Origin of the sequence: Massilia sp. UYP11, assembly GCF_050434805.1 — a bacterium.
Lineage (GTDB): Bacteria > Pseudomonadota > Gammaproteobacteria > Burkholderiales > Burkholderiaceae_D > Telluria.
In genome coordinates this window covers 53561-76954 of sequence record NZ_JBNDJE010000014.1, presented here as the reverse complement: position 1 = coordinate 76954, position 23394 = coordinate 53561, and the positions used below count along the sequence as shown (strand labels likewise).

Here is a 23394-nt window from a genome sequence, read left to right as displayed (position 1 = left end):
ATGCGTGACGCCCGTGAATTCAACTTCGACGGCCTGGTCGGCCCGTCGCACAACTACGCCGGCCTCTCGTTCGGTAACGTCGCCTCGTTCAGCAACGTGCGCTCGGCCTCGAATCCGCGCCAGGCCGCGCTGCAGGGTCTGGCCAAGATGCGCGAACTGGCCGCGCGCGGCTTCGCCCAGGCGGTGATGCCGCCGCAGGGCCGGCCGAACTTCCGGTTGCTGCGCAGCCTGGGCTTCTCGGGCCTTGATTCCGATGTGTTGGCGCGCGCCTGGCGCGAAGCGCCGGTGATCCTGGCCTGCGCCTGGTCGGCCGCGCCGATGTGGACCGCGAATGCCGGCACCGTCAGCCCATCGGCCGACTCGCTCGACGGCCGCGTGCACTTTACCGCCGCCAACCTGAACAACAAGCTGCACCGCGCCGAAGAGCACCTGCAGGCGACCCGCACCCTGCGCGCGATCTTCGCCGACGCCAATCACTTCGTGGTGCATGACGCCTTGCCGTCGGTGCCGGCCTTCGCCGACGAGGGCGCCGCCAACCACACGCGCTTTGCCGCCAGCCATGGCGCGGCCGGCGTCGAGTTCTTCGTCTATGGCCGCGTGGAGTTCGACCCATCGGCGCCGAGCCCCAGGAAATACCCGGCGCGCCAGACGCTGGAAGCCTCGCAGGCGATCGCGCGCCTGCATGGCCTGGACCCGGCGCGCACCGTGTTCGCCGCGCAGAATCCGGACGTGATCGACCAGGGCGTGTTCCACAACGACGTGATCGCGGTCGGCAATGGCAACGTGCTGTTCTACCACGAGCAGGCGTTCGCCGACGAACAGGGCACCCTGGACGCGCTGCGCCGGGCCCTGGCCGGCGTCGATACCGAGCTGCAGGCGGTGCGCGTGGCGAGCGGCCAGGTGCCGGTGGCCGACGCCGTGGCCAGCTACCTGTTCAACAGCCAGCTGCTGTCCAAGCCGGACGGCCGCATGGCGCTGGTGGTGCCGCACGAATGCCGCGAGAACGCGGCCGTGTCGAACTACCTGGCCGGCCTGGTCGCCAGCGGCGGCCCGATCGACGAACTGGTCGAATTCGACCTGCGCCAGAGCATGCGCAATGGCGGCGGACCGGCCTGCCTGCGCCTGCGCGTGGCGCTGACCGCCGAAGAAGCCGCCGCCATGCACCAGGGCGTGATCATGACCGAGGCGCTGTATGCGCAGTTGGTGGCCTGGGTCGAGCGCCATTACCGCGACCGCATCGAGCCGAAGGACCTGGCCGATCCGCAGCTGGCGCTCGAGTGCGCGACGGCGCTGGAAGAACTCACCCGCATCCTCCGATTGCCGGGGTTATACGATTTGTAACGATGTAGTAGTCGGGCGGGAAGATCCCTGTCCTCGAATGTAAGCCTAGAAAAGCAGGGCCGCGTCGGGCCACGAGCCCGAGACGCACCAGGCACCCAACTTTGGAGAAGCAAGATGAAAGACATGCCCCACGATTTGCGCAACCAGACGCTCGCTCTGGTCGGTGCAAACCAGTCCGCCGACAGCGCGCAGGTCAATACCCTGATCGCCGCCTGGCTCGGTTCGCTCGACGACGAAGACCTGGCCGGCACCGCGCCGCACAGCCTGGCGCCGGTGCTGGTGGAAGGGTTCTCGCAGCTGGCCAGGCGCAGCGGTCCCGGCGCCCAGATCGCCACCATGCGCTACTCGGACGGCCGCGGCGGCATCGCCACCGCGCTCTTGATTCTGAACGACGACCGCCCCTACCTGGTCGACTCCTTCGTCATGGCCTTGCGCCGCGAACGTCTCACCGCCGCCGGCGTGATGAACGCCGTGCTGCCGGTGCGCCGCGACGGACAAGGCGCGGTGGCCGGGGTCGGCGAAGCCGGCAGCCCGCTGGAATCGATCGTGCTGTGCCTGCTGAACGATGAATTGCAGTTCGAAGAACTGGACAAGCTGACCGCGCGCCTGCGCATGGTCGCCAGCGACGCCGCCACCGTGCAGCGCGACGCCGTCGCCATGGGCGACCGCCTGACCGCCGTGGCCGCCGCCGCCGCTGCCGCCGGCACCCCGGAAGGCCAGGAAGTCGCGGCCTTCCTCGAGTGGGCCAAGAACGAGGGCTTCGAGCCGTTCGGCTATGCCTACTACGTCGTCAAGCCGGGCGCGCGCGAACTCGAACGCGACATCCCGAGCCGCATCGGCGTGCTGAAGGATACCGCGCACCCGGTCTACGGCACTTGCCTGGCCAGCATTCCGGGCGACTTCGAGACCCTGTCGCTGCGCGCCGAAAACCTGTCGATCGTCAAGGCCGACGTGGCCGGCACCCTGCACCGCGACGCGCCGCTGGACTTCATCGGCGTGCGCGACCTGGATGCGCAAGGCAAGATCCTGGGCGAGCACTGCTTCATCGGCCTGTTCACCCGCGCCGCCACCTCGACCCCGCTGGCGCGCCTGCCGTTCGCGCGCGGCCGCGTGGCGCGCGTGCTGACGATCGCCGGCGTGCGCCAGGAAGGCTTCCGCGCCGAGAAGTTCATCGAGATCCTCGAGTCGCTGCCGCGCACCGAAGCGCTGGAAGCCGAGCCCGAATGGCTGGCCGAAGTCTGCAGCGCCGTGGTCTCGCTGTACAAGCAGCCGCGCGCGAAGGTCTTTGCGCGACGCGACGTCTACCAGCGCCACCTGAACGTGCTGGTCTACCTGCCGCGCGAGCGCTTTTCGGCCGCGGTGGCCGCCAGCCTGGCCGGCGCCCTGAAGGAAAGCGCGGGCGCGCGCGAGGTCGACGTCCAGACCCTGGTGGCCGACGGCCCGCTGGCGCGCGTCTACCTGATCGCGCACGCCGCGCGCTATCCGCTCGACCTGGAAAGCGACATCCAGCGTCCGCTGCTGGGCGTGCTCGATGGCTGGCACGACCGTTTCGCCGAGTTGATCAACTCGGTCGACGACAGCCGCCAGCGCAGCCTGATGCGCAAGATCGTGCCGACCCTGCCGGTCAACTTCGTGACCGCGACCGCGCCCGAAACGGCGTTTCGCGACGTGCATGCGCTGCTCACCAAATGCCGCCCCGACCGCGTGACCGCGCGCATCGAGAACGAGGACGCCGCCGGCGCCTCGATCCGCCTGTATTCGAGCGAGACCGTGCCGTCGCTGTCGCGCATCCTGCCGGCGCTGCAGAACGCCGGCATCGCGGTCGACCGCGAGCAGACCTTCCGCCACACCGGCCTGGACGGCGTGCGCCGCTACGTGACCGCGCTGACGGTCGATGCCGAGAGCGCGGCCAAGCTGGCCAAGCCGGGCATCGCCCCCGTGGCCGAAGAATTGTTCAGTGCCCTGTTCAACGACGAAGCCGAAGACGGCCGCATGAACGGCCTGACCATCGAAGGCGGCCTGTCGCTGCGCGAAGTGCAGCTGGTGCGCGCCTACATCAGCTACTGGCGCCAGCTGGGCTCGAAGTTCTCGGTGCGCTACATGGCCGAGACCCTGCGCACCCAGCCGGCCCTGGTGAAGGAGTTCGTCGCCGGCTTCATCCAGCGCTTCGACCCGAGCCTGAGCCTTGATCAGCGCAACGAAGGCAGCAGCAGGCTGACCTCCCTCAAGACCGGCTTGCCGAGCGTGAACCACGCCGACACCGAAGAAATCATGGGCGCGCTGGTCGACTTGGCGCTGGCCACCGTGCGCACCAACTACTTCCAGAACAGCGGCGAAAAGATCATCTTCAAGGTCGACACCAGCAACCTGGCGCTGGCGCCGGAGCCGCGTCCCTACCGCGAGATCTATGTGTTCTCGCGCCGCTTCGAGGGCGTGCACCTGCGCGGCGGCCCGGTCGCGCGCGGCGGCCTGCGCTGGTCGGACCGCATGGAAGACTACCGCACCGAGGTGCTGGGCCTGGTGAAGGCGCAGATGGTCAAGAACGCCGTCATCGTGCCGGCCGGCTCGAAGGGCGGCTTCGTGTGCAAGCAGATGCCGACCGGCGCCCCGCGCGAGGTCGTGGCGGCTGAAGGCGAAGCAGTCTATCGCCTGTTCATCGCCAGCCTGCTGGAAGTGACCGACAACCGCGTGCAGGGCGCGATCGTGCCGCCCGCGGCCACCACGCGCCATGACGGGGACGATCCTTACCTGGTGGTGGCCGCCGACAAGGGCACCGCGACCTTCTCCGACATCGCCAACAGCATCGCGGTCGAGCGCGGCTTCTGGCTGGGCGACGCCTTCGCCTCGGGCGGCTCGAACGGCTACGACCACAAGAAGATGGGCATCACCGCCAAGGGCGCGTTCGAGGCGGTCAAGCGCCACTTCTACGAACTGGGCCACGACCTGGCCAACAACCCGATCACCATGACCGGCGTGGGCGACATGTCGGGCGACGTGTTCGGCAACGGCGTGCTGCTGTCGCGCCAACTGAAGCTGGTGGCCGCGTTCGACCACCGCCACATCTTCCTCGATCCGACGCCCGACGTGGAAGTGTCGTTCAAGGAGCGCGAGCGCATGTTCGCGCTGCCGCGCTCGTCGTGGGAAGACTATGACAAGAACCTGATCTCGCCAGGGGGCGGCGTGTACCCGCGCAACGCCCGCTCGATCGCGCTGTCGCCGCAGATCCGCGAAGTGCTGGGCATCGAAGAGACGGCGCTGGCGCCGCAGGAACTGATGCACCGCATCGTCAAGGCCCCGGTCGACCTGTTCTACAACGGCGGCATCGGCACCTACATCAAGGCCTCGACCGAGACGCACGCCCAGGTGAAGGACCGCGCCAACGACGCGATCCGCGTCAACGGCAACGAGCTGCGCTGCAAGGTGGTGGCCGAGGGCGGCAATCTGGGCGCGACCCAGGCCGGCCGCATCGAATTCGCGCTCGCCGGCGGCCGCATCTTCACCGATGCGATCGACAATTCGGCCGGCGTGGATTGCTCGGACCACGAAGTCAACGTCAAGATCTGGCTCGACACCGAAGTCAACGCCGGCAAGCTCCCGGCGTCCGACCGCAACCGCATCCTGAACGAGATGACGGGCGAGATCGAGCGCCTGGTCCTGCGCGACAATACGCTGCAGACCCATTTGCTGACGCGCGAAGTGCAGGCGCAGGCCAATAGCGCGGTGGTCGACGGCTACATGGCCCTGATCGGCAACCTGGAAGCCGAAGGCGCGGTTTCGCGCGAGCTCGAACAACTGCCGCTGGACGCCGAACTGCAGCGCCGCAAGTCGCTGGGCCTGGGCCTGACGGCGCCGGAACTGGCGGTGGTCATCGCCAACGTCAAGAACCGCTTCAAGCGCACGCTGGCGGCGCTGCCGCTGACCGACGAAGTATGGGCCGATTCGCTGCTGCGTCCCTACTTCCCGGCCCAGCTGGTGGCGACCCGCGATCCGCTGGACCATCCGCTGGCCAACACCATCCTGGCCACCGTGCTGGCCAACGAGGCGGTCAACCGCTGCGGTCCCCTGATGCTGCGCGACCTGGCGCTGGAACACCGCATCGACGAGACCGAAGTGGTCAAGGCATGGGCGCGCGCCTGGGCGGCGCTGCACCTGGCGCCGGTATTCGAGGCGCTCGACGCCGACGCGCTGGTGGTGCCGCGCGACGTCTCGGTCTCGGTCGACAACCGCAGCCGCGCCATGCTGCGCGCCACGGTCGAAGGCGTGCTGTCGCTGCCGGCCAATTCGGACGGCCTCAAGGAACTGTCGACCTTGTTCGCCGAGGCCGACCAGAGCCAGGCGCCGCAGATCCGTTCGGAAGCCGACGGCCACACCGGCCTGCCGGCGCCGTTCGCGGCGGCCTGGAAGGCGGTCGAGATCATCGAGTCGCAGGCCTCGTTCCTGTTCGCCGCCGTGTCGGTGCAGCGTCCTGCCGGCATGACCCTGCTGCAGTTCCTGCAGATCGGCACCGTGCTGCGCCAGAAGGTCGGCATCGACACGCTGGAACTGGGCCTGAAGCTGCCGGCGCAGAGCAAGTCGCAGGAACAGCTGCGCAACTACGCGCTGCAGTCGCTGCGCCGCGCCCAGCAGCGTTTGCTGCTGCAGGTGATCGAGCGTGCCGGCAAGGATGGCGAGAGCGGCGGCAATATGGAAGCGGCGGTCGAGGAAGTGATGGCCGCGCGCGGCCTGACCGGCTTCGCCCAGCCGGCCGACCTGGAGCAGGCGATGCTGGACGTGTGGGCCTTGTCCGAAGGCCTGAGCCCCGAACGGCTGGCGGCCTGAGTCATGAGCGCATTGCCTGAAGCAGTGCGCGCGCTGGCCGAGGCGGATTTCGCCGCGGTCGCGCAGCGCTTCGAGCGCGCCGGCTTCGCGGTCGCGCAGCCGGCGTCCGGCGTGCTGACCGTCAAGGCGGCGCTGCCGGATGCCGGCCGTCCCAGCGTGCTGGTGTCGGTCGGCGTGCATGGCGACGAGACCGGGCCGATCGAGATGGTCGCCTGGCTGGTCGAGGCGCTGTCGCGCACGCCGCAAGCGCTGGCGGTGGACTTGATGCTGTGCGTCGGCAACATCGACGCCATCCGTGCGGCCAGGCGCTTCGTCGATGCGGACCTGAACCGCATGTTCCGTCCCGAGCGTGGTGCGCTGGCCGGAACCTTCGAGGCCGGCCGCGCCGACGTGCTGATCGACGTCACCCGCGCCTTTTTCGAAGGCAGCGGGCCGCGGCGCTGGCACCTCGACCTGCACACGGCGATCCGGCCCTCGCACTATCCGATGTTCGCGATCGTGCCCGAGCTGATCGAGGACCGGGCGCGCGACGCCCTGATCGCGTGGATGGGCGAGGCCGGGATCCAGGCCATCATCATGAATCCGGCCTCCGCCGGCACCTACAGCTATTTCACGTCCGAGCACCTCGGCGCGGCCGGCAGCACGGTCGAGCTGGGGCGGGTCGGCACGCTGGGGCAGAACGACCTGTCGCAGTTCGCGGATGCGTCGGGCGCGCTGGAGCGCTTGCTGCGCGGCCAGCCCGCGCAAGCGGCAAAGGCCGCGCCGCACGTGTTCGCGACGGCGCAGTCGATCACCAAGCTGTCCGATGCGTTCAGCATGCGCGTGGGTCGCGAGACCTGGAACTTCACGCCGCTGCAACGGGGCGAGGTGATCGCCGTCGATGGCGACACGGTCTACCGGGTCGAGCACGACGAGGAGCTGGTCGTGTTCCCGAACCCCGACGTGCGCGTCGGTTTGCGCGCCGGGATCATGGTGGTGCGGATTGACTAGCAAGCGCAGTTGGCACAGGCGCGCCGCGGCGCGCCGAGCTGCCTTCTGCACGAATCCGCCCGCCGGGCTAGACTGGTGATTCCCGATCTGCAGGAGTCATCATGAGCAAGCTGTTTTCCCCGTATTCCCTGGGCTCACTCGAGCTGTCCAACCGCATCACCATCGCCCCGATGTGCCAATATTCGGCCGTCGACGGCCTAGCTACCGACTGGCACATGATCCACCTCGGCAGCCTGGCCCTGTCCGGCGCCGCGCTCCTGATCATCGAAGCCACGGCCGTCACCCCCGAAGGCCGCATCTCTCCGGACGACCTGGGCCTGTGGTCCGACGCACATGCCGCCGCCCTGGAACCGGTCATCGCCGCGATCCGCCGCCATTCCCCGATCAAGGTCGCCGTCCAGCTGGCCCACGCCGGCCGCAAGGCGTCGAGCGAAGCGCCGTGGGAAGGTGGGGCGAACATCCCGCCCGACCAGCCGCGCGGCTGGCAGACCGAAGCCCCGTCCGCCGTGCCGCATGCCGACGGCGAGACCGTGCCGCTGGCGCTGGACGACGCGGGACTCGCGCGCGTGAAGGACGCCTTCGTGGCCGCCGCCCGCCGCGCCCAGGCGCTGGGCCTGGACTCGATCGAGCTGCACGGCGCCCATGGCTACCTGCTGCACCAGTTCCTGTCGCCGCTGGCCAACCACCGCGACGACGCGTATGGCGGTTCGCTGGAAAACCGCATGCGCTACCCGCTTGAGGTGCTGGCCGCCGTGCGCGCGGCGGTGCCGGGGATGACGGTGGGGATGCGCATCTCGGCCACCGACTGGGTCGAGGGCGGCTGGGACCTGGAGCAGAGCGTGCGCTTCGCCCACGCGCTCAAGGCCCAGGGCTGCGACTTCATCCACGTCTCGACCGGCGGCGTCTCGCCCCTCCAGAAGATTCCGGTGGGGCCGGGCTACCAGATCGAATTCGCCGAGCGCATCAAGCGCGAGACGGGCTTGCCGACCATCGGCGTGGGCCTGATCACCGAGGCGCGCCAGGCCGAGGAGATTCTGCAGCGGGACCAGGCCGACGTCATCGCCCTGGCGCGCGCCATGCTGTACGACCCGCGCTGGCCCTGGCATGCGGCGGCCGAACTGGGCGACCAGGTGGTCGCGCCGCCGCAGTACTGGCGTTCGCAGCCGCGCGAGCACAAGGAACTGTTCGGCGAAACCCGGCTGGGCCAGCGCTGATCCGTTCGCCCGCGCCTCGAACTCGGGCGCGGGCGGTATCCGCATGGTTGGCCACCCGGCCCGGCGCCGCAGCGGCGGCGCCCCTTCATCCTGATGCATCTTATTAAACAATTTATTGCGGGGGAGGCGGACTCACCTATAATCGCATCTTCGTTTTGAGACTGTTGAGCTGCGGCCGTCGCCGCGATCACTACCGCGCATCGAAGGACTCGCCGTGAACCAGACCCTGGGCCAGAAGCTGTTACGTACCAAATCGGCGGCAAGCCATCACGAGGAGACCGCCAGCGTCGGCGTCGCCGGCGCCGTGCCCGGCCTGCATCGTTCGCTCGGCCTGTTCCCCCTGACCATGATCGGCGTGGGCGCCACGATCGGCACCGGCATCTTCTTCACGATGGTCGAAGCGGTGCCGAAGGCCGGTCCCGCGGTCGTGCTGTCGTTCCTGCTGGCGGCGCTGACCGCCGGCCTGACCGCGCTGTGCTACGCCGAACTGGCCGGCCGCGTCCCGGCCTCGGGTTCCTCGTATTCCTTCGCCTACGCCACCGTCGGCGAATTCGCGGCCTTCGTCGTCGCCGCCTGCCTGCTGCTCGAATACGGGCTGGCGGCGAGCGCGACCTCGATCGGCTGGTCCGACTACCTGAACAACTTCCTGATGAATGCCTTCGGCTGGCAGATACCGGAGCAGCTACGCTCGCCGATGTTCGTCTCGGACCACCATGCCGTGAGCTTCCATCCGGGGAACATCAACCTGCCGCCGATCCTCCTGGTCATCATGTGCGGCTTCCTGCTGGTGCGCGGCGCCAGGGAATCGGCCACCACCAACGCCATCATGGTGATCATCAAGCTGGCGATCCTGGTGTTCTTCGCCGCGATCGCCTTCACCGGTTTCGACGCCAACAACTTCGAGCCCTTCTTCAACACGAACGAGGCCTCGGGCTACGCAGGCATGGCCGGCGTGACCGCCGCCGCCGGCACCGTGTTCTTTTCCTTCATCGGCCTGGACACCATCGCCACCGCCGGCGAAGAAGTGAAGGACCCGCGCCGCAACGTGCCGATCGGGATCCTGGCCGCCCTGATCATCGTGACCGTGTTCTACATGCTGGTCGCGGTGGCCGCCATGGGCGCCCAGCCGGCCCATATGTTCGAAGGCCAGCAGGCCGGCCTGTCGGTGATCCTGCAGAACGTCACCGGCCAGGCCTGGCCGGCGCTGGTGCTGTCGGCCGGCGCCGTGGTGTCGGTGTTCTCGGTGACCCTGGTGACGATCTACGGCCAGACCCGCATCCTGTACGCGATCAGCCGCGACGGCCTGATCCCGCAGGTGTTCCAGAAGGTGAGCGCGCGCACCCAGGCGCCGGTGAAGAACACCATGATCGTGTGCGTGGTGGTCGGGCTGGTGGCCGGCAGCGTCGACGCCACCTTCTTGTGGGATATGGTGAGCATGGGCACCCTGACCGCCTTCATGGTGGTCTCGATCGCGGTGCCGGTAATCCGCAAGCGCCAGGGGCCTGATGCGCCGCCGGGCTTTCGCGTGCCGTTCGGCCCCTACGTGATCCCGGGCCTGTCGGTGCTGGCCTGCCTGTACATCATGAAGGACCTGTCGCCCGCGACCTTCCGCGTGTTCTTCATCTGGATGGCGGTGGCGGTCGTTGCCTACTTCGGATACGGCATGCGCAACAGCCGCCTGAACAAGGCCAGGTAAGTTGGCAACCAGGATGGACAAGTTCGAACGACGGCGCGACCGTTTCGCGCTGTTCGACGGCATGGACAGCCCCGCGGTCAACCTGTGCTTTCCGCTCGAGCTGCCGGACTTTCGCCCGTGGTGCAAGGCGCAGGGCCTGGCGCCCTTCCACGTGCTGCTGTGCGCGGCGCTGCGCTCGGTCCTGAAGATCGAGAATTTTTGCTACCGCATCCACGACGACGACGTGATCCGCATCGAGCGCCTGATTCCGTCGTTCACCGTCAAGAACCGCAACGACGACCTCAATTTCGCCACCTTCGACTGGTCCGACGACCTGCGCGAATTCGTCGCGCGCGGCCGCGCGGCCGGCCTCGAGGCGATGGGCATGACGGGTTTGAACCAGCGCTACGCCACGCTGTCGCCGCGCGACGCCAAGGACCAGGTGTTCGTCACCTGCATTCCGTGGCTCGACTTCACCTCGATCCAGCATCCGACCACGCGCGTCGGCCGCTCGGACATTCCGTCGCTGGCCTGGGGGCGCTTTCGCGACGGGGCGGACGGCAAGCTCGTGCTGCCGTTCTCGGTGCAGGCCCACCACGGCTTCGTCGACGGGTTCCACATCTACCAGCTGGGCCAGCAGATGGCGGCCGAACTGGCGGCGATGATGCGCGCCGCTTCGCCGGCGGCCGCGTAGTCTTTCAGCGCCGAAGGAATAAACTGCGCAACATCCCATGAAAAAGGCCGCGCCCCTTGCGGTGACGCGGCCTGTATGGGATGCAGGAACGATTACTGCACGTTCATCTCTTTGAGCAGATTATCCGCCTTGTCGACTTCCTTCATATTCCACAGCATGTAGCGGCTGTCGACCTGGATCGAGCGGGTCATGGCCTTGTTGAAGTCCCAGTCCGAGATGATCGAATCCAGGGTGCCGTCGAAGGCCAGGCCAATCAGCTCGCCCTTGGCGTTCAGCGCGGCCGAACCCGAATTGCCGCCGGTGATGTCCAGCGTCGCCAGGAAGTTGACCGGCAGGGTCCTGAGTTTCGGGTCCTGATACTTGCCGAAGTTCTTCGCCCGGATCGCGGCCAGCTGGTTGTCCGGTGCGTCGAACTCGCCTTCATCGGTGTGCTTGGCGGTCACGCCGGCCACGGTGGTGAAGGCGGTCCAGCCGGTGGTGCCGTCGGCGCCCACGTCGCGGCCGGCGATCTTGCCGAAGGTGACGCGCAGCGTGGAATTGGCGTCCGGGTAGACGGCCTGGCCACGGCTGTTCATGTAGGCGATCTTTGCCTTCATATAGTTGCCGTAGGCTTGCTGGATCTTGCCGGCGGCTTCCTCGCCTTTTTCCTCGTCCTTGATGTCGGCGTCGTACATCGCGACCGCGGCCTTGATGAAGCTGTCGTTCGATGCCTTGAACTCGGCCGGCGACTTCTTCAGCCACGCGGTGCGCTCTTCCTTGTTGGCCAGCCTGGAGCCGGCATAGATGCGGTCCAGCGCCGACTTCAGCTCGGCTTCGCTCATGCCCGGCTTGATGCCGAGGGCGGCGTCGAACGCCGCGTCATGCTCGGCGGCCGGCTGCGCGTTGTACTGCTTCAGGAAGTTCAGCACCAGCGCCTTGTCGACTTTTTCGTCGTAGGTGCGGTCCTGGCCTTCGATGACCGAGGTCAGGCGCGGCAGGTCGCGTTCCTGGTAGCCGGTCTTGCGCTCGGTGTCCGGCTTGGCGCGTTCGTTGGCCAGGCGGTACAGCGTGCGCGCCGAGGTCAGGAACTTCGGCTGCGAGTAGGTCAGGAAGAAGCCCTTTTTGGTGCCGGCGTCGCGCTCGGCGATCAGCTTTTCGGCCGCTTCGATGTCGGCGCCGTATTGCGCCTTGCGCGATGCATCGGCGTTCACCCAGGCCTTGAGCGCGTTGTGCTCGGCGGTCTTGCGCTGCAAGAAGTCGCTGTTCTGGTACGAGACCAGCATGCCCTTGCGGTTCTTGTAGTAGTTGTTCACGCCGGCGATCTGGCCGGCATATTTCAGGCGCGCGGCCGGATCGTTCCTGGTCTCGCGGTCGATGATGGCCAGGGTCTCGCCGGATGCCCGCACGAAGGCCGGGTAGTTCCAGTCGAAGGTGAACGCCACTTCGGACGGCAGGCGGTGGCGGTTGGTGCGGCCAGGGTAGCCCAGCACCATCACGAAGTCGCCTTCCTTGGCGTGGTCTTGCGCCAGCTTGATGACGTGCTTCGGCTTGTACGGCACGTTGTCCTTCGAGAACTCGGCCGATTTGCCGTCGCGGCTCACATAGGCGCGGTAAAAGCCGTAGTCGCCGGTGTGGCGCGGCCACATCCAGTTGTCGGTGTCGCCGCCGAACTTGCCGACGCCTTCGGCCGGCGCATGCACCAGGCGCACGTCGCGGATCTCGAGCTGCTTCAGGCGGTAGAACTCCAGGCCGCCGTAGAAGCTGGCCACGGTGCAGCGGTAGCCGGCATCCTGTTCGCAGGCCGCCACCAGGGTCTTCTGGTTCTTCTCGATGGCGTCGATGCGGGCCTTGCCGGTCAGCTTGGCAACCACAGGGGTGATGATCTGGTTGGTGACGTTGGTGACCTCGTCGGTGACGAAGATGCGGCTGCCGGGCGCGGCCGGCAGTTCGTCGGCCATGGTCTTGGCCAGGAAGCCGTTCTTGAGCAGGTCGCGCTCCGGGGTCGAATTGACGGCGATGCTGTTGTAGACGCAGTGGTGGTTGGTGACCACCAGGCCTTGCGGCGACACGAACGAAGCCGAGCACCCGCCCAGGCTGACGATGGCGCCCATCGGGAACTCGGTCAGGCGGGTCAGGTTGGCCGGATCCAGCTTGAGGCCGGCGGCTTTCAGTTGCTTGGCTACTTGTGGCAGCTGTTGCGGCATCCACATGCCTTCGTCCGCGTGGGCGGCGAAGCTGCTCAGGATGGCGAGCGAGAGAAGGGTCTTTTTCATGCGCGTGATCTGGTTGGGATGGGATACTCGGATTGGAAAGCGTCCATGAGTATCGTTAATCCCATGATGGATCGTCAACCGCTATTTCGAGCGCGCAATCAAAAACCCTTTTTTCGTCAAATGGCCGTGGTTTGTTCCATCTTTATTACAGCTGCTTGTCCACCAGCGAGGCCGCCCATGTCGCCAGGCGCTGCCACCATGGCCGCTTGGCGAACTTGTGTTCGGTCACTGGCGTCGCCCGGGCCCAGTCGTGTTCGTAGATCTCGCTCATCTGCATGGCGAAGCCTTCGTCCATCACGTTCAGGTTGGCTTCGTCGTTGATGCTGAACGAACGGTTGTCGAAATTGGTCGAGCCGACCGACACCAGCAGCTTGTCGACGATCAGCGTCTTGACGTGGTACATGGTCGGCTTGTACTCCGAGATCTGCACGCCGGCGTCGAGCAGCTCCGGCCAGCGGTCGCGCGAGGCTGCCTTGACCAGGTCGGAATCGATGATCGGGCCGGGCGTGATCAGGCGCACGCGCACACCGCGTTTCGCCGCCGCGATCAGGGTGCGGATGGTCAGGTCGTCCGGCACGAAATAGGCCGCCGACAGGTCGATCGTTTCGCGCGCGGCGGTGATCGACATCAGGTACATCAGGTGCATGCTCTCGCTGCCGCCGGTCGGCGAGCTGGAGAACATCTGCGCCGGCATCGTGCCCTTCGGCTCCAGCGCCGGGAAATAATCGGGCCCGTCCAGCACCACGCCGGTGGCCTTGACCCAGTTGTCGTTGAACACCGCCTGGATCTGGCCGACGACCGGGCCTTCCACGCGGAAGTGGCTGTCGCGCCAGTGATCTTCGTCTTCGGCATTGCCGAGCCACTGGTCGGCGATGCCGACGCCGCCGGTGAAGCCGATCTTGCCGTCGATGACCAGCAGCTTGCGGTGGGTGCGGTTGTTCATGCGCGCCAGCTTCCACCAGACCGGCTTGTGGTAGCGCTGCACGCGTACGCCGGCTTTCTTCATCTCGTCCACCAGCGCATTGTCCATCTTCATGCTGCCCATGAAGTCGAGCATGACGTGGACCTTGACGCCGGCGCGTGCGCGCTCGGACAGCGCTTCGGAGAATTCCTTGCCGATCGATTCCGACCAGTAGATATAGGTTTCCAGCGTGATCGTCTTTTCCGCCTGGCGGATCGCGGCCAGCATGGCCGGGAAGATCTCGTCGCCATTGACCAGGGCATCGACCTTGTTACCTTCGAGAATCGGTGGTCCCAGCAGGACGCCCATCGAGCGCCGGAATTGCGGGTCGTGGGTATCGTACTGCCGCGTCAGCTGCCGCTCGATCTGCTTTTCGCTCGGCATGAAATTCAGCGCCAGCACACCGAGTACCAGCGTCGCGGCGATCGTGATCAACACTGTCCAGAACATTTTTGAGCTCATCAATAAAACCACAGAGGAAAAAAAACCAACGCCGCAGCGTTGGTTTTTAGGAATAGCGCCTTGCCCGCATTAACGAACGCGGCCGCGACGCAGCAGGTTGACGATGGCCAACAGGATGACCGCGCCCAGGAACGATACCAGGAGCGAAGCGACGCTGAAGTCGTCCGAGTTGATGGTGCCGGTGCCAAACAGCGGCGACAGCAGCCAGCCGCCCAGGAAGGCGCCGATGATACCAACGACCACATTAAGAATGATGCCTTGCTCTGCGTCGGTCTTCATGACCATGCTGGCAAGCCAGCCAAGGATGCCGCCGACGACGATCCAGATGATGAATAACATGGTGCTTCCTCCTCAAGTTGAAAGACATACTCCCAGGCCCAACAATTGCCGTGACCATGGGAAAAAGTCTAGAGATGCTCCCCCATCAAGTCGGTGCGGCAACTCACGTTAGATAGCGTTTTTGCATCGCTGTTCATGCACCGGCCCGGTGTCATCTCACTGTTGCTGCGGAATACGGCGGGTCAGCGCCGAAGGGTGCGTGAACGAACAGAGCCATAAGGCAGAGCGGAATAAGGTGGACGTCCCTGGCAGTGCCGCTTCACAGCGCCTGGCCACCCATCTACCAGAAAGGATTCGTCATGAGCAGCTTCGACACCAATCGTCAGAACCAGAACCAGCGCATGGTCACGGGCCTGTTCCCCGACCGCGCCAGCGCCGAGCGTGCCTATGGCACCGTGTCCGACCGCGGCTACAGCCGCGACGACGTCAACCTGATGATGTCCGACGCTACCCGCCAGACCCACTTCGCGGATAAAGATACGGAACTGGGCAGCAAGGCGGCCGAAGGCGCGGGCATCGGCGCCGGCATCGGCGGCACCATCGGCGCCGTGCTGGCCGGTATCGCTGCCGTGGGCACGACCCTGGTGCTGCCGGGCCTGGGCGTGGTCGTCGCTGGTCCACTGGCGGCGGCCCTGGCCGGCGCCGGCGCAGGCGGCATCACGGGCGGCCTGATCGGTGCGCTGATCGGCGCCGGCATTCCCGAAGAACGCGCCGCGCACTATGAAGAAGGCATCAAGAACGGCGGCATCCTGATGGGCGTGCATGCCCGCTCGGACGAGGACGCGGCCCATATCGAGGAAAACTGGACCAAGCAGGGCGGCTCGCACGTGATCGGCGCCGGCCTGGGCATCGCGGGCGGCGCGGCGCTGGGCGCCACGGTCGGCACCGTGGCCGGTCCGATCGGCACCGTGGCCGGCGCCGTGGTCGGCGGCGTGGCTGGCGGCATCGCCGGCAAGGGTGTGGGCGAAGTGGTCAATCCGAAGGCCGGCGACGACCTGGCTGAACACCACCTGGCCAAGGGCGTGGGCGCCGGCACCGGCGCGGCCGCCGGTGCGGCGGTCGGCGCCGTGGGCGGCCCGATCGGGATGGCGGCGGGCGCCGTGGTCGGCGGCCTGGCCGGCGGTGCGGCGGGCCGCGGCGCGGGCGAGGTCGTCAATCCGAAAGCCAGCGACGAACTGCATGACCATAACCTGGCGCAGGGCGTGGGCGCCGGCGGCGGCGCCACCGCGGGCGCGATCATCGGCGCCGCGGCCGGCCCGCTGGGCGTGGCGGCGGGCGCGGCGATCGGCGGCCTGGCGGGCGGCGCAGCCGGCAAGGGCGTCGGCCACATGGTCAATCCGCACGAGGAAAACGAGTACTGGCGCACCCAGTACCAGACTCAGCCGTATTACTCGCCGGGCTACACCTACGACGACTATGAGCCGGCCTATGCGCTGGGCTACAACAGCTATGGCAAGTACGATGGCGGCTATGACGCCAACGAAAGCCACCTGGCCGGCGAGTGGGAACGCTCGAAGGGCAACTCGCGCCTGCAGTGGGACCAGGCCAAGGCGGCCACCCGCGCTGGTTGGCACCGCGTCGAGCGCGCGATTCCGGGCGATTTCGACCGCGACGGACGCTGATCGCACGGCGTTGAAACGCACGTAAAAAAGCCCCGCCGGCTTGTCCGGCGGGGCTTTTTACATGGGGTTTTTTATATGATGCGATCGATTGTGCGACCGATCAGCGCTTGACGGCTTCGACCTGGATCGCCAGCTTCACTTCCGGCGAGAAGTTCGGCAGGCCGAAGCTGATGCCGAAGTCGTCGCGCTTGAAGGTGCCCACCACGTCGGCGCCGCAGGCTTCTTTCTTGAGCATCGGGTGCATGATGCACTTGAACTTGTTGATCTGCAGGGTCAGCGGCTTGGTCACGCCGTGCAGGGTCAGCTCGCCGTCGACCGAGGTCGGCACGTCGCCGGTGTACTTGATCGACTTCGACTTGAAGGTCGCGGTCGGGTACTTGGCGGCATCGAAAATGTCCGGCTTCTTGGCGTGCTCGTTCATCTTTTCATGGCCGAAGTCGATGCTGTTGATGTCGACGGTGATGTCCAGCGAGCCGGTCTTGGCTTCGCGGTCCAGGGTCACGGTGCCGCTCGACTTGTTGAACTTGCCGCGCCATACCGACAGGCCCATGTGGTCGGCTTCGAAGCTCGGGTAGGTGTGGTTCGGCTCGATGTCATAGGTGACCGGCGCGGCGAAGGCGGTGCTGGCGGCGAGGGCGGCGGCGGCCGCGATCAGGTGCTTGATCTTCATGTGGTGATGTTCCCTTTTGTGAGTGGGTGGTGAGGTGTGGTGAGGTGTGTGATTGGGGTCAAGGCGCCGCGGTGACGCGGAACTTGATCACGACTTCGTCGGCGACCATGCTCGTGTCCTTCCACTCGCCTTCGCCGATGTTGAAGGCCAGCCGCCTGATCGGCAACTGACCCTCGAATACCTGTTTGCCGCCTTCGGCCTTGACCGCCAGCGGGAAGCTGACGTCGGCGGTTTTCCCTTTCAGGGTCAGCTTGCCCGACACGGTCAGCTTGCCGGCGCCGTTTGGTGCGATGCTGGTGGACACGAAGCTGGCCTTAGGGAATTGCGCGGAATTGAACCATTCCTTCTTGGCGACTTCCTTGTTGTACATCGGGTCGCCGATGTCGAAGCTGGCGGTATTGATCTCGACGCTCGCTTTCGAGGCGGCCGGCTTGGCCGCGTCATAGTCGATGCTGGCGCTGAAGCTGCGAAACGGCGCTTCCACCGGCACGTTCATCTGCTTGAACACGGCCGAGACGCTGCTCCTGGCCGGGTCGGTCTTGAGCGGGACGGCGGCGGCGATGGCGCTGGCGCCGACCAGGGTTGCCACCAGCAGAGCCTTGAATGGGTTCATCGTTTTTCCTTCGGGGTAGGGATGGGGAGCATGCGCTGCATCACGCCGTCGCGGTCGACCAGCAGGTGCTTGAACGCGGCCAGCACGTGCAGGGCCACCAGGGCGGCCAGCAGCATATTGAGCCAGTAGTGCACGTCGCGCAGCACGGCGCGCAGCGCGGGATCGGGCCCGATCAGCACCGGCAGCGGGATCTCGCTGAAATAGACGACCGGGAAGCCGGCCGCCAGGCTGAAGAAATAGCCCGACAGCGGCACCGCGAACATCAGCACGTACAGCAGGCCGTGCAGGCCATGCGCGGCGCCGCGCTGCCAGGCCGGCATGGCGTCGGCATACTGCGGCGGGTGGTTGAACAGGCGCCACAAGAGGCGCAGCGCCGCCAGGCCGAGCACGGTGACGCCAGCCCATTTATGCCAGTTGGTGTAGCGGATCTTGGCCATGCTGATGCCCTGGATGTCGGTCATGACCAGGCCGAGCGTGAAGGTGCCGACGATGGCGATGGCGATCAGCCAGTGCAGCACGATTGCGGGCATCGTATAGCGGCGCATGTTTGTGTTCAGGCAATTAGTACGAGTTAGAACTAACCAACTATAGCAAAAAAGCGCTCACGCTGCTGCCGGGCTTGAATTTCTGTCGCAACACTAGCACGGACTTGTAAAAAACGCAGTATCCGGCGCGACCGCATGACCAGCCGGCGATGAATTTTTGTTGCTGATTGTTGCCTTGGCCTCGTGTCGGTCACGGGGGCGGCCGCCTGTCTGGCCGGCGGCCGTCGCCATGCCTTCTTGCATGGCGCTGGACGCGCGCGTCGGCGTGATGTACCGCGCGCGGTGCGAGCCGCGGGCGGGTGGGGAGCTGAGGTGGGTTACTGAGGTAGGTTACTGAGGCGATGCCGCCGCAGCGGCGGCATCGATCGACGCGGTGTCAGATATCGGCCGCCAGCTTTGCCGCCAGGCCGGTGTAGTTTGCCGGCGTCATCGCCAGCATCAGGTCCTTGGCTTCCTGCGGCACGGCCAGGGTCTCGATGAACTCGCGCAGTGCGTCGCGCGTGATGCCCTTGCCGCGGGTCAGTTCCTTCAGCTGCTCGTAGGGATTGGCGATGCCGTAGCGGCGCATCACGGTCTGCACCGGCTCGGCCAGCACTTCCCAGTTCGCATCCAGGTCCTGCTCCAGGCGGGCGGCGTTGACTTCGAGCTTGTTCAGGCCGCGCAGGCAGCTGTCGTAGGCCAGCAGGGCGTAGCCGAAGCCGACGCCGATATTGCGCAGCACCGTCGAATCGGTCAGGTCGCGCTGCATGCGCGAGACCGGCAGCTTGTCGGCCATGTGGCGCAGCATCGCATTGGCCAGGCCCAGGTTGCCTTCCGAGTTCTCGAAGTCGATCGGGTTGACCTTGTGCGGCATGGTCGACGAACCGATTTCGCCGGCCCGCAGCTTCTGCTTGAAGTAGCCCAGCGACACATAGGTCCAGATGTCGCGGTTCAGGTCGAGCAGGATGGTGTTGGTGCGCGCGATCGCGTCGAACATCTCGGCCATGTAGTCGTGCGGCTCGATCTGGATCGTGTACGGATTGAAGCTCAAGCCCAGGCGCTGCTCGATCACGTTCTTCGAGAAGCTTGGCCAGTCGAATTCCGGATACGCCGACAGGTGCGCGTTGTAGTTGCCGACCGCGCCATTCATCTTGCCCAGGATCTCGACGTCGGCGATGCGCTTGACCGCGCGTTGCAGGCGCGCGACCACGTTGGCGAATTCCTTGCCGAGCGTCGTCGGGCTGGCGGTCTGGCCGTGGGTGCGCGACAGCATTGGCAGCGCCGCGTTGGCGTGGGCGATCTCGGTCAGTTTCGCGATGATGGCCTGCAGGGCCGGCAGCAGCACGCCGTCGCGCGCGCTTTTCAGCATCATGCCGTGCGAGGTGTTGTTGATGTCTTCCGAGGTGCAGGCGAAGTGGATGAACTCGCTGGCCGCGACCAGTTCCGGCACGTCCTTGACCTGTTCCTTGAGCCAGTATTCGACCGCCTTGACGTCATGGTTGGTGACCGCTTCGATTTCCTTGATGCGCGCGGCATCCTGTTCGCCAAATTGCGCGGCGAGCTTGTCGAGGTGAGCGATCGCGTCAGCCGAGAACGGCTTGATCTCGGCAAAGCCGGCCTGCGACAGCGCCTGCAGCCACGCGATCTCGACCTTCACGCGGTGGTGCATGAAACCAGTTTCCGACAGGATCGGGCGCAGCTTGTCGGTTTTCGAAGCGTAACGGCCGTCGAGCGGGGACAGGGCCGACAAGGTAGGGGACAGGGCGGTAGAGGTCATGGCAGCAGTGGCGGTCAAAAACGCGGATTTTACCACCGGACGGGCGGCGAACCCTTGCGCATGCTGCGGTGCACGACTGTGTTGGGGCGGCGACAGCGCAGGTTTTGCTGCAGGGCCCGATGTTATACTGGGCTTCGATTCCCAACTGCGACCTCCCATGAAACTCATCGGTTCTGTCACCAGCCCCTACGTCCGCAAGGTCCGTGTCGTGATGGCGGATAAAAAGCTCGACTATTCCTTTATTCAAGAGAACGTCTGGGCCGCCGACACCACCATCCAGCAGACGAATCCGCTGGGCAAGGTTCCATGCCTGGTGATGGAAGACGGCAGCACCCTGTACGACTCGCGCGTGATCGCCGAATACCTCGACACGCTCACCCCGGTCTGCAAGCTGCTGCCGCCGAACGGCCGTGACCGGGCCGAGGTCAAGGTCTGGGAAGCCCTGGCCGACGGCGTGCTCGACGCCGGCATCCTGGTGCGCCTGGAAACCACCCTGCGTCCCGAAGCCCAGCAGAGCCCGGAATGGATCGCCCGCCAATGGGGCAAGGTGCACGCCGGCCTGCGCGTGATGTCCGAGCGCCTGGGCGAGTCAAGCTTCTGCGCCGGCAACCACTATTCGCTGGCCGACGTCGCCGTCGGCTGCGCCCTGGGCTGGATCGCCTTCCGCTTCCCCGACATCGACTGGCGCGGCGACTATCCGAACCTGGCCCGCCTGTTCGATAAATTGTCCGAGCGTCAGTCGTTCAAGGACACCGTCCCCTCCCTCGCATGAACGGCGCGCCGGGCATGTCCACTGCCGTGGTGTTCGGCGAAGCGCTGGTCGACGATTTTCAGTCCGAGCAGGTCGTCGGCGGGGCGCCGTTCAACGTGGCGCGCCACCTGGCCGCCTTCATGGCGAGGGTAGCGGTCATTACCCGCATTGGCGAGGACAAGAACGGCCGGCTGGTGCGCGCCGAATTCGAGCGCTTCGCCATGAGCGAGGCCGGCCTGCAGCTCGACCCGCTCGAAGAAACCGGCCGCGTGGTGGTCGAGCGCGGCCCGCGCGGCCACCGTTTCACGATCCTGCCGAACCAGGCCTACGACTTCATCGACCGCGCCGCGGCGGTGGCGAGCATGGACGGTGTCGCGCCGGGCATCGTCTATTTCGGCATGCTGGCCCAGCGCCACGAAGTGGCGCGCGGCGCGCTCGAGGCGGTGCTGGACAGGGGCGCCGGCACGGTCCTGCGCTTCCTCGACCTGAACCTGCGCGATGGCCAGTACGACGAGTGCGGCGTCACCCGCTCGCTGCAGGCGGCGAACGTCGTCAAGGTCAACGAAGAAGAATTGCAGGCGCTGCTCGGCTGGTACTGCCAGATCAAGCCCGACGATCCGCCGCTGGCGGCCGACGAGGTGCATGCCTCGTGCCAGGTTTTGCTGAAGATGTTCTCGCTCGACGCCCTGATCGTCACCCTGGGCCACCGCGGCTCGGCGTACTTCGACAGCGAGGGCCGGGTCCTGTCCCAGCGCGATCATCCGGCCCCGCCGTTCGTGATCGATACGGTGGGGGCGGGCGACGCCTTCGCGGCGATCTTCCTGCTGGGACGCATGCGCGGCTGGCCGCTCGAGCTGAGCCTGGCGCGTGCGAACGAATTCGCCGGCGCCATCTGCGCGATTCCCGGCGCGGTGCCGAGGGATATGGGGTTCTACGACAAGTGGATGACGCGCTGGCGCTGAACGCCAGGCCGGGCATGCAATGAAAAAGGGCCGGCGCAAGCCGGCCCTTTACGTTCAAGTCGCGATCACGGCGCGATCTGGCTCTGCAGGTAGTTCTGGATGCCGACCTTGACGATCAGGTCGAGCTGGGTTTCCAGCCACTCGATGTGTTCTTCGGTGTCTTCCAGGATTTCCAGGAACAGGTCGCGCGACACGTAGTCGGCAGCCGCTTCGCAGGCGGCGATGCCTTCCTTGACGGTCACTTGCGCGGCGCGTTCCAGCTTCAGGTCGCATTCCAGCATTTCCTGGGTCGATTCGCCGATCAGGAGCTTGTGCAGCGCCTGCAGGTTCGGCAGGCCGTCCAGCATCAGGATGCGGTCGATCAGTTTGTCGGCATGTTTCATTTCGCCGATCGATTCTTCGTATTCTTTCTTGCCCAGTTTTTCCAGGCCCCAATGGCGGTACATGCGCGCATGCAGGAAATACTGGTTGACTGCGGTGAGTTCGTTGGTCAGCTGTGCGTTCAGCAGACGGATGACGTTTTGATCGCCTTTCATTGGAGTGCCCCTAATTGATTTTGAATGGACACCATGATAGCAAACAAGCCGCTGCAATATGGCCTCAAAAGAGAGAATTTTCGCCAAAAAAGCGCATTAAATCGCAGAAAATGCCAAAAAATACGGCGTAATAGAAACCGTTCTCACTCCATACTGGGAACGCTTCTCGCTACCGCCAGAATGAAAATGAAAGCACTTCTCATTTCACCCGCACGTGCATCTTTCGGAGCATGTTTTATCGATTAAAAACCATGGCCGCTCGGTATGACGCGCCCGCGCAGCAGGGTCGCGAGTTCGTCGGAATTGCGGCGTCAGGTCGACGCCGGCGCGCCGCAGCAGCGCGCATTCAATGACGGACAGGAAAATGGTTGACCGGCCAGGCTGGCCGGGCGCGATGAACGGCTGTTCAAGCGACGGTCGCGGACCGGACAAGCCCCGCCGCGTGGCGGGACAGAAGCGGCGCTATTCGGCAGTTCAGGCCGCTTGGGGGATGCGGCGAACTTCGGTGATCGTGGTCTTGCTGTCGATGTGCTCATGCAGGACTTCGCGCGCATAGCTGACGCATTTGCCGCACATGGTGCCGACGCCCAGTTCCTTGCGCAGCTCTGCCATCGAGGAGATGCCCAGGTCGGCGGCCTGGCGGATTTCACGGTCGGAGATGTTGTTGCAGACACAGACGATCATCGAGACTACCCTTGCTGTTTACACTACAAAAATGCGAATCATTCTCATTTGCGTTGCTATTTTCTGTAAACCGGACCGCGAAATCAAGTGATTTTTACGTGTCATGGACACTTTTTTTGCGCTTTCCGCTCATGCAATGACAAGCTGCAAATAGAAATAATTCGCATTTAGAGCTATGATGTCGGCATCATTCTTGTCGCTGTCTCATAAGCGCAACAACCATCTGGAAGCTGCCATGACCCTAGCCCCCACCCTGTCCACACTCGACTCGCTGAAAGCGGGCCAGAGTGCCACCGTCGTCCAGCTGGCGCCGCATGCGCAGGGCGGCGTCGACGTCCAGCGCCGCCTGATGGAGCTGGGCTTCGTGCCGGGCGAGCGCATCCGCGTGCTCAAGCGGGTGCTGGGTGGTCCGCTGGCGGTCAAGGTCGGCGAGTCGACCTTCGCGCTGCGTCGCTTCGAAGCTGCCCTGATCTCGATCGATTCGGTCAATTCGATCAAGGCGGACTGAA

19 protein-coding genes are annotated in these 23394 nt (G+C 65.7%); 10 read left to right on the top strand and 9 right to left on the bottom strand.

Going from position 1 to position 23394, the window contains the following annotated elements:
* The 6 genes from astB (at nucleotide 1) to ABIB38_RS17545 (ending at nucleotide 10732) form a co-directional block, all read left to right on the top strand.
* Nucleotides 1-1341: an N-succinylarginine dihydrolase gene (astB, locus tag ABIB38_RS17570; RefSeq protein WP_429205786.1), complete on the top strand. Its 1341-nt coding sequence runs from the start codon at nucleotides 1-3 to the stop codon at nucleotides 1339-1341.
* 114 nt (nucleotides 1342-1455) lie between these two features.
* The gene (locus ABIB38_RS17565; RefSeq protein WP_429205784.1) at nucleotides 1456-6159 is read left to right on the top strand and encodes an NAD-glutamate dehydrogenase domain-containing protein; all 4704 of its coding nucleotides are present in this window, start codon (nucleotides 1456-1458) and stop codon (nucleotides 6157-6159) included.
* Between the two features lie 3 nt (nucleotides 6160-6162).
* Nucleotides 6163-7149, top strand: a complete 987-nt coding sequence (locus ABIB38_RS17560) for a succinylglutamate desuccinylase (protein ID WP_429205782.1) — start codon at nucleotides 6163-6165, stop codon at nucleotides 7147-7149.
* Nucleotides 7150-7250: 101 nt separating this feature from the next.
* A complete protein-coding gene (locus tag ABIB38_RS17555; protein ID WP_429205780.1) occupies nucleotides 7251-8363 on the top strand; it encodes an NADH:flavin oxidoreductase/NADH oxidase in 1113 nt (370 codons plus the stop codon).
* A 214-nt stretch (nucleotides 8364-8577) separates the two neighbouring features.
* Nucleotides 8578-10059 (top strand): APC family permease, encoded by a 1482-nt coding sequence (locus ABIB38_RS17550; RefSeq protein ID WP_429205778.1) that lies wholly within the window; start codon nucleotides 8578-8580, stop codon nucleotides 10057-10059.
* A 13-nt stretch (nucleotides 10060-10072) separates the two neighbouring features.
* Nucleotides 10073-10732 (top strand): CatA-like O-acetyltransferase, encoded by a 660-nt coding sequence (locus ABIB38_RS17545; protein WP_429205777.1) that lies wholly within the window; start codon nucleotides 10073-10075, stop codon nucleotides 10730-10732.
* Nucleotides 10733-10824: 92 nt separating this feature from the next.
* Here ABIB38_RS17545 and ABIB38_RS17540 read toward each other — a convergent pair whose 3' ends face one another.
* From ABIB38_RS17540 to ABIB38_RS17530, 3 genes are all read right to left on the bottom strand, one after another.
* Nucleotides 10825-12984, bottom strand: a complete 2160-nt coding sequence (locus ABIB38_RS17540) for a S46 family peptidase (RefSeq protein WP_429205775.1) — start codon at nucleotides 12982-12984, stop codon at nucleotides 10825-10827.
* A 145-nt stretch (nucleotides 12985-13129) separates the two neighbouring features.
* Nucleotides 13130-14395: a cardiolipin synthase gene (cls, locus tag ABIB38_RS17535; protein ID WP_429205773.1), complete on the bottom strand. Its 1266-nt coding sequence runs from the start codon at nucleotides 14393-14395 to the stop codon at nucleotides 13130-13132.
* An 81-nt stretch (nucleotides 14396-14476) separates the two neighbouring features.
* The gene (locus ABIB38_RS17530) at nucleotides 14477-14746 is read right to left on the bottom strand and encodes a GlsB/YeaQ/YmgE family stress response membrane protein (RefSeq protein WP_123067791.1); all 270 of its coding nucleotides are present in this window, start codon (nucleotides 14744-14746) and stop codon (nucleotides 14477-14479) included.
* A 299-nt stretch (nucleotides 14747-15045) separates the two neighbouring features.
* Between ABIB38_RS17530 and ABIB38_RS17525 the strand changes: the two genes are divergently transcribed.
* Nucleotides 15046-16368: a hypothetical protein gene (locus ABIB38_RS17525; protein WP_429205771.1), complete on the top strand. Its 1323-nt coding sequence runs from the start codon at nucleotides 15046-15048 to the stop codon at nucleotides 16366-16368.
* A 100-nt stretch (nucleotides 16369-16468) separates the two neighbouring features.
* On the opposite strand, the gene ABIB38_RS17520 is transcribed toward ABIB38_RS17525, so the two are convergent.
* The 4 genes from ABIB38_RS17520 to purB form a co-directional block, all read right to left on the bottom strand.
* Nucleotides 16469-17038, bottom strand: coding sequence for a YceI family protein (locus ABIB38_RS17520; protein ID WP_429205769.1), 570 nt, complete (start codon nucleotides 17036-17038; stop codon nucleotides 16469-16471).
* A gap of 58 nt (nucleotides 17039-17096) precedes the next feature.
* Nucleotides 17097-17651: a YceI family protein gene (locus tag ABIB38_RS17515; RefSeq protein WP_429205767.1), complete on the bottom strand. Its 555-nt coding sequence runs from the start codon at nucleotides 17649-17651 to the stop codon at nucleotides 17097-17099.
* Nucleotides 17648-18196 (bottom strand): cytochrome b, encoded by a 549-nt coding sequence (locus ABIB38_RS17510; protein WP_429205766.1) that lies wholly within the window; start codon nucleotides 18194-18196, stop codon nucleotides 17648-17650. The genes ABIB38_RS17515 and ABIB38_RS17510 overlap by 4 nt, the downstream gene beginning before the upstream one ends.
* Nucleotides 18197-18572: 376 nt before the next feature.
* Nucleotides 18573-19952, bottom strand: coding sequence for an adenylosuccinate lyase (purB, locus tag ABIB38_RS17505; protein ID WP_429205764.1), 1380 nt, complete (start codon nucleotides 19950-19952; stop codon nucleotides 18573-18575).
* 157 nt (nucleotides 19953-20109) lie between these two features.
* Between purB and ABIB38_RS17500 the strand changes: the two genes are divergently transcribed.
* Nucleotides 20110-20724, top strand: coding sequence for a glutathione S-transferase C-terminal domain-containing protein (locus tag ABIB38_RS17500; RefSeq protein ID WP_429205762.1), 615 nt, complete (start codon nucleotides 20110-20112; stop codon nucleotides 20722-20724).
* A 14-nt stretch (nucleotides 20725-20738) separates the two neighbouring features.
* Nucleotides 20739-21665, top strand: a complete 927-nt coding sequence (locus ABIB38_RS17495; RefSeq protein ID WP_429205760.1) for a PfkB family carbohydrate kinase — start codon at nucleotides 20739-20741, stop codon at nucleotides 21663-21665.
* A gap of 65 nt (nucleotides 21666-21730) precedes the next feature.
* Here the strand turns inward: ABIB38_RS17495 and bfr are convergent, their stop codons facing one another.
* On the bottom strand, nucleotides 21731-22201 hold the full coding sequence (gene bfr, locus ABIB38_RS17490; RefSeq protein WP_429205759.1) for a bacterioferritin: 471 nt from the start codon (nucleotides 22199-22201) through the stop codon (nucleotides 21731-21733).
* 474 nt (nucleotides 22202-22675) lie between these two features.
* Complete coding sequence (locus ABIB38_RS17485) at nucleotides 22676-22885, bottom strand: (2Fe-2S)-binding protein (protein WP_429205757.1); 210 nt, start codon at nucleotides 22883-22885, stop codon at nucleotides 22676-22678.
* A 235-nt stretch (nucleotides 22886-23120) separates the two neighbouring features.
* On the opposite strand from ABIB38_RS17485, the gene ABIB38_RS17480 reads away from it, so the two are divergent.
* Nucleotides 23121-23393 (top strand): FeoA family protein, encoded by a 273-nt coding sequence (locus ABIB38_RS17480; protein WP_429205755.1) that lies wholly within the window; start codon nucleotides 23121-23123, stop codon nucleotides 23391-23393.
* Nucleotide 23394: the final 1 nt, after the last annotated feature.

Coding starts and splice junctions, on each gene's coding strand:
- ABIB38_RS17495 (WP_429205760.1), top strand. CDS start 20,739: ATGTCCACTGCCGTGGTGTTCGGCGAAGCGCTGGTCGACGATTTTCAG.
- ABIB38_RS17560 (WP_429205782.1), top strand. CDS start 6,163: ATGAGCGCATTGCCTGAAGCAGTGCGCGCGCTGGCCGAGGCGGATTTC.
- ABIB38_RS17500 (WP_429205762.1), top strand. CDS start 20,110: ATGAAACTCATCGGTTCTGTCACCAGCCCCTACGTCCGCAAGGTCCGT.
- ABIB38_RS17540 (WP_429205775.1), bottom strand. CDS start 12,984: ATGAAAAAGACCCTTCTCTCGCTCGCCATCCTGAGCAGCTTCGCCGCC.
- bfr (WP_429205759.1), bottom strand. CDS start 22,201: ATGAAAGGCGATCAAAACGTCATCCGTCTGCTGAACGCACAGCTGACC.
- astB (WP_429205786.1), top strand. CDS start 1: ATGCGTGACGCCCGTGAATTCAACTTCGACGGCCTGGTCGGCCCGTCG.
- ABIB38_RS17515 (WP_429205767.1), bottom strand. CDS start 17,651: ATGAACCCATTCAAGGCTCTGCTGGTGGCAACCCTGGTCGGCGCCAGC.
- ABIB38_RS17480 (WP_429205755.1), top strand. CDS start 23,121: ATGACCCTAGCCCCCACCCTGTCCACACTCGACTCGCTGAAAGCGGGC.
- ABIB38_RS17565 (WP_429205784.1), top strand. CDS start 1,456: ATGAAAGACATGCCCCACGATTTGCGCAACCAGACGCTCGCTCTGGTC.
- ABIB38_RS17545 (WP_429205777.1), top strand. CDS start 10,073: ATGGACAAGTTCGAACGACGGCGCGACCGTTTCGCGCTGTTCGACGGC.
- ABIB38_RS17510 (WP_429205766.1), bottom strand. CDS start 18,196: ATGCGCCGCTATACGATGCCCGCAATCGTGCTGCACTGGCTGATCGCC.
- purB (WP_429205764.1), bottom strand. CDS start 19,952: ATGACCTCTACCGCCCTGTCCCCTACCTTGTCGGCCCTGTCCCCGCTC.
- ABIB38_RS17485 (WP_429205757.1), bottom strand. CDS start 22,885: ATGATCGTCTGTGTCTGCAACAACATCTCCGACCGTGAAATCCGCCAG.
- cls (WP_429205773.1), bottom strand. CDS start 14,395: ATGTTCTGGACAGTGTTGATCACGATCGCCGCGACGCTGGTACTCGGT.
- ABIB38_RS17530 (WP_123067791.1), bottom strand. CDS start 14,746: ATGTTATTCATCATCTGGATCGTCGTCGGCGGCATCCTTGGCTGGCTT.
- ABIB38_RS17520 (WP_429205769.1), bottom strand. CDS start 17,038: ATGAAGATCAAGCACCTGATCGCGGCCGCCGCCGCCCTCGCCGCCAGC.
- ABIB38_RS17525 (WP_429205771.1), top strand. CDS start 15,046: ATGAGCAGCTTCGACACCAATCGTCAGAACCAGAACCAGCGCATGGTC.
- ABIB38_RS17555 (WP_429205780.1), top strand. CDS start 7,251: ATGAGCAAGCTGTTTTCCCCGTATTCCCTGGGCTCACTCGAGCTGTCC.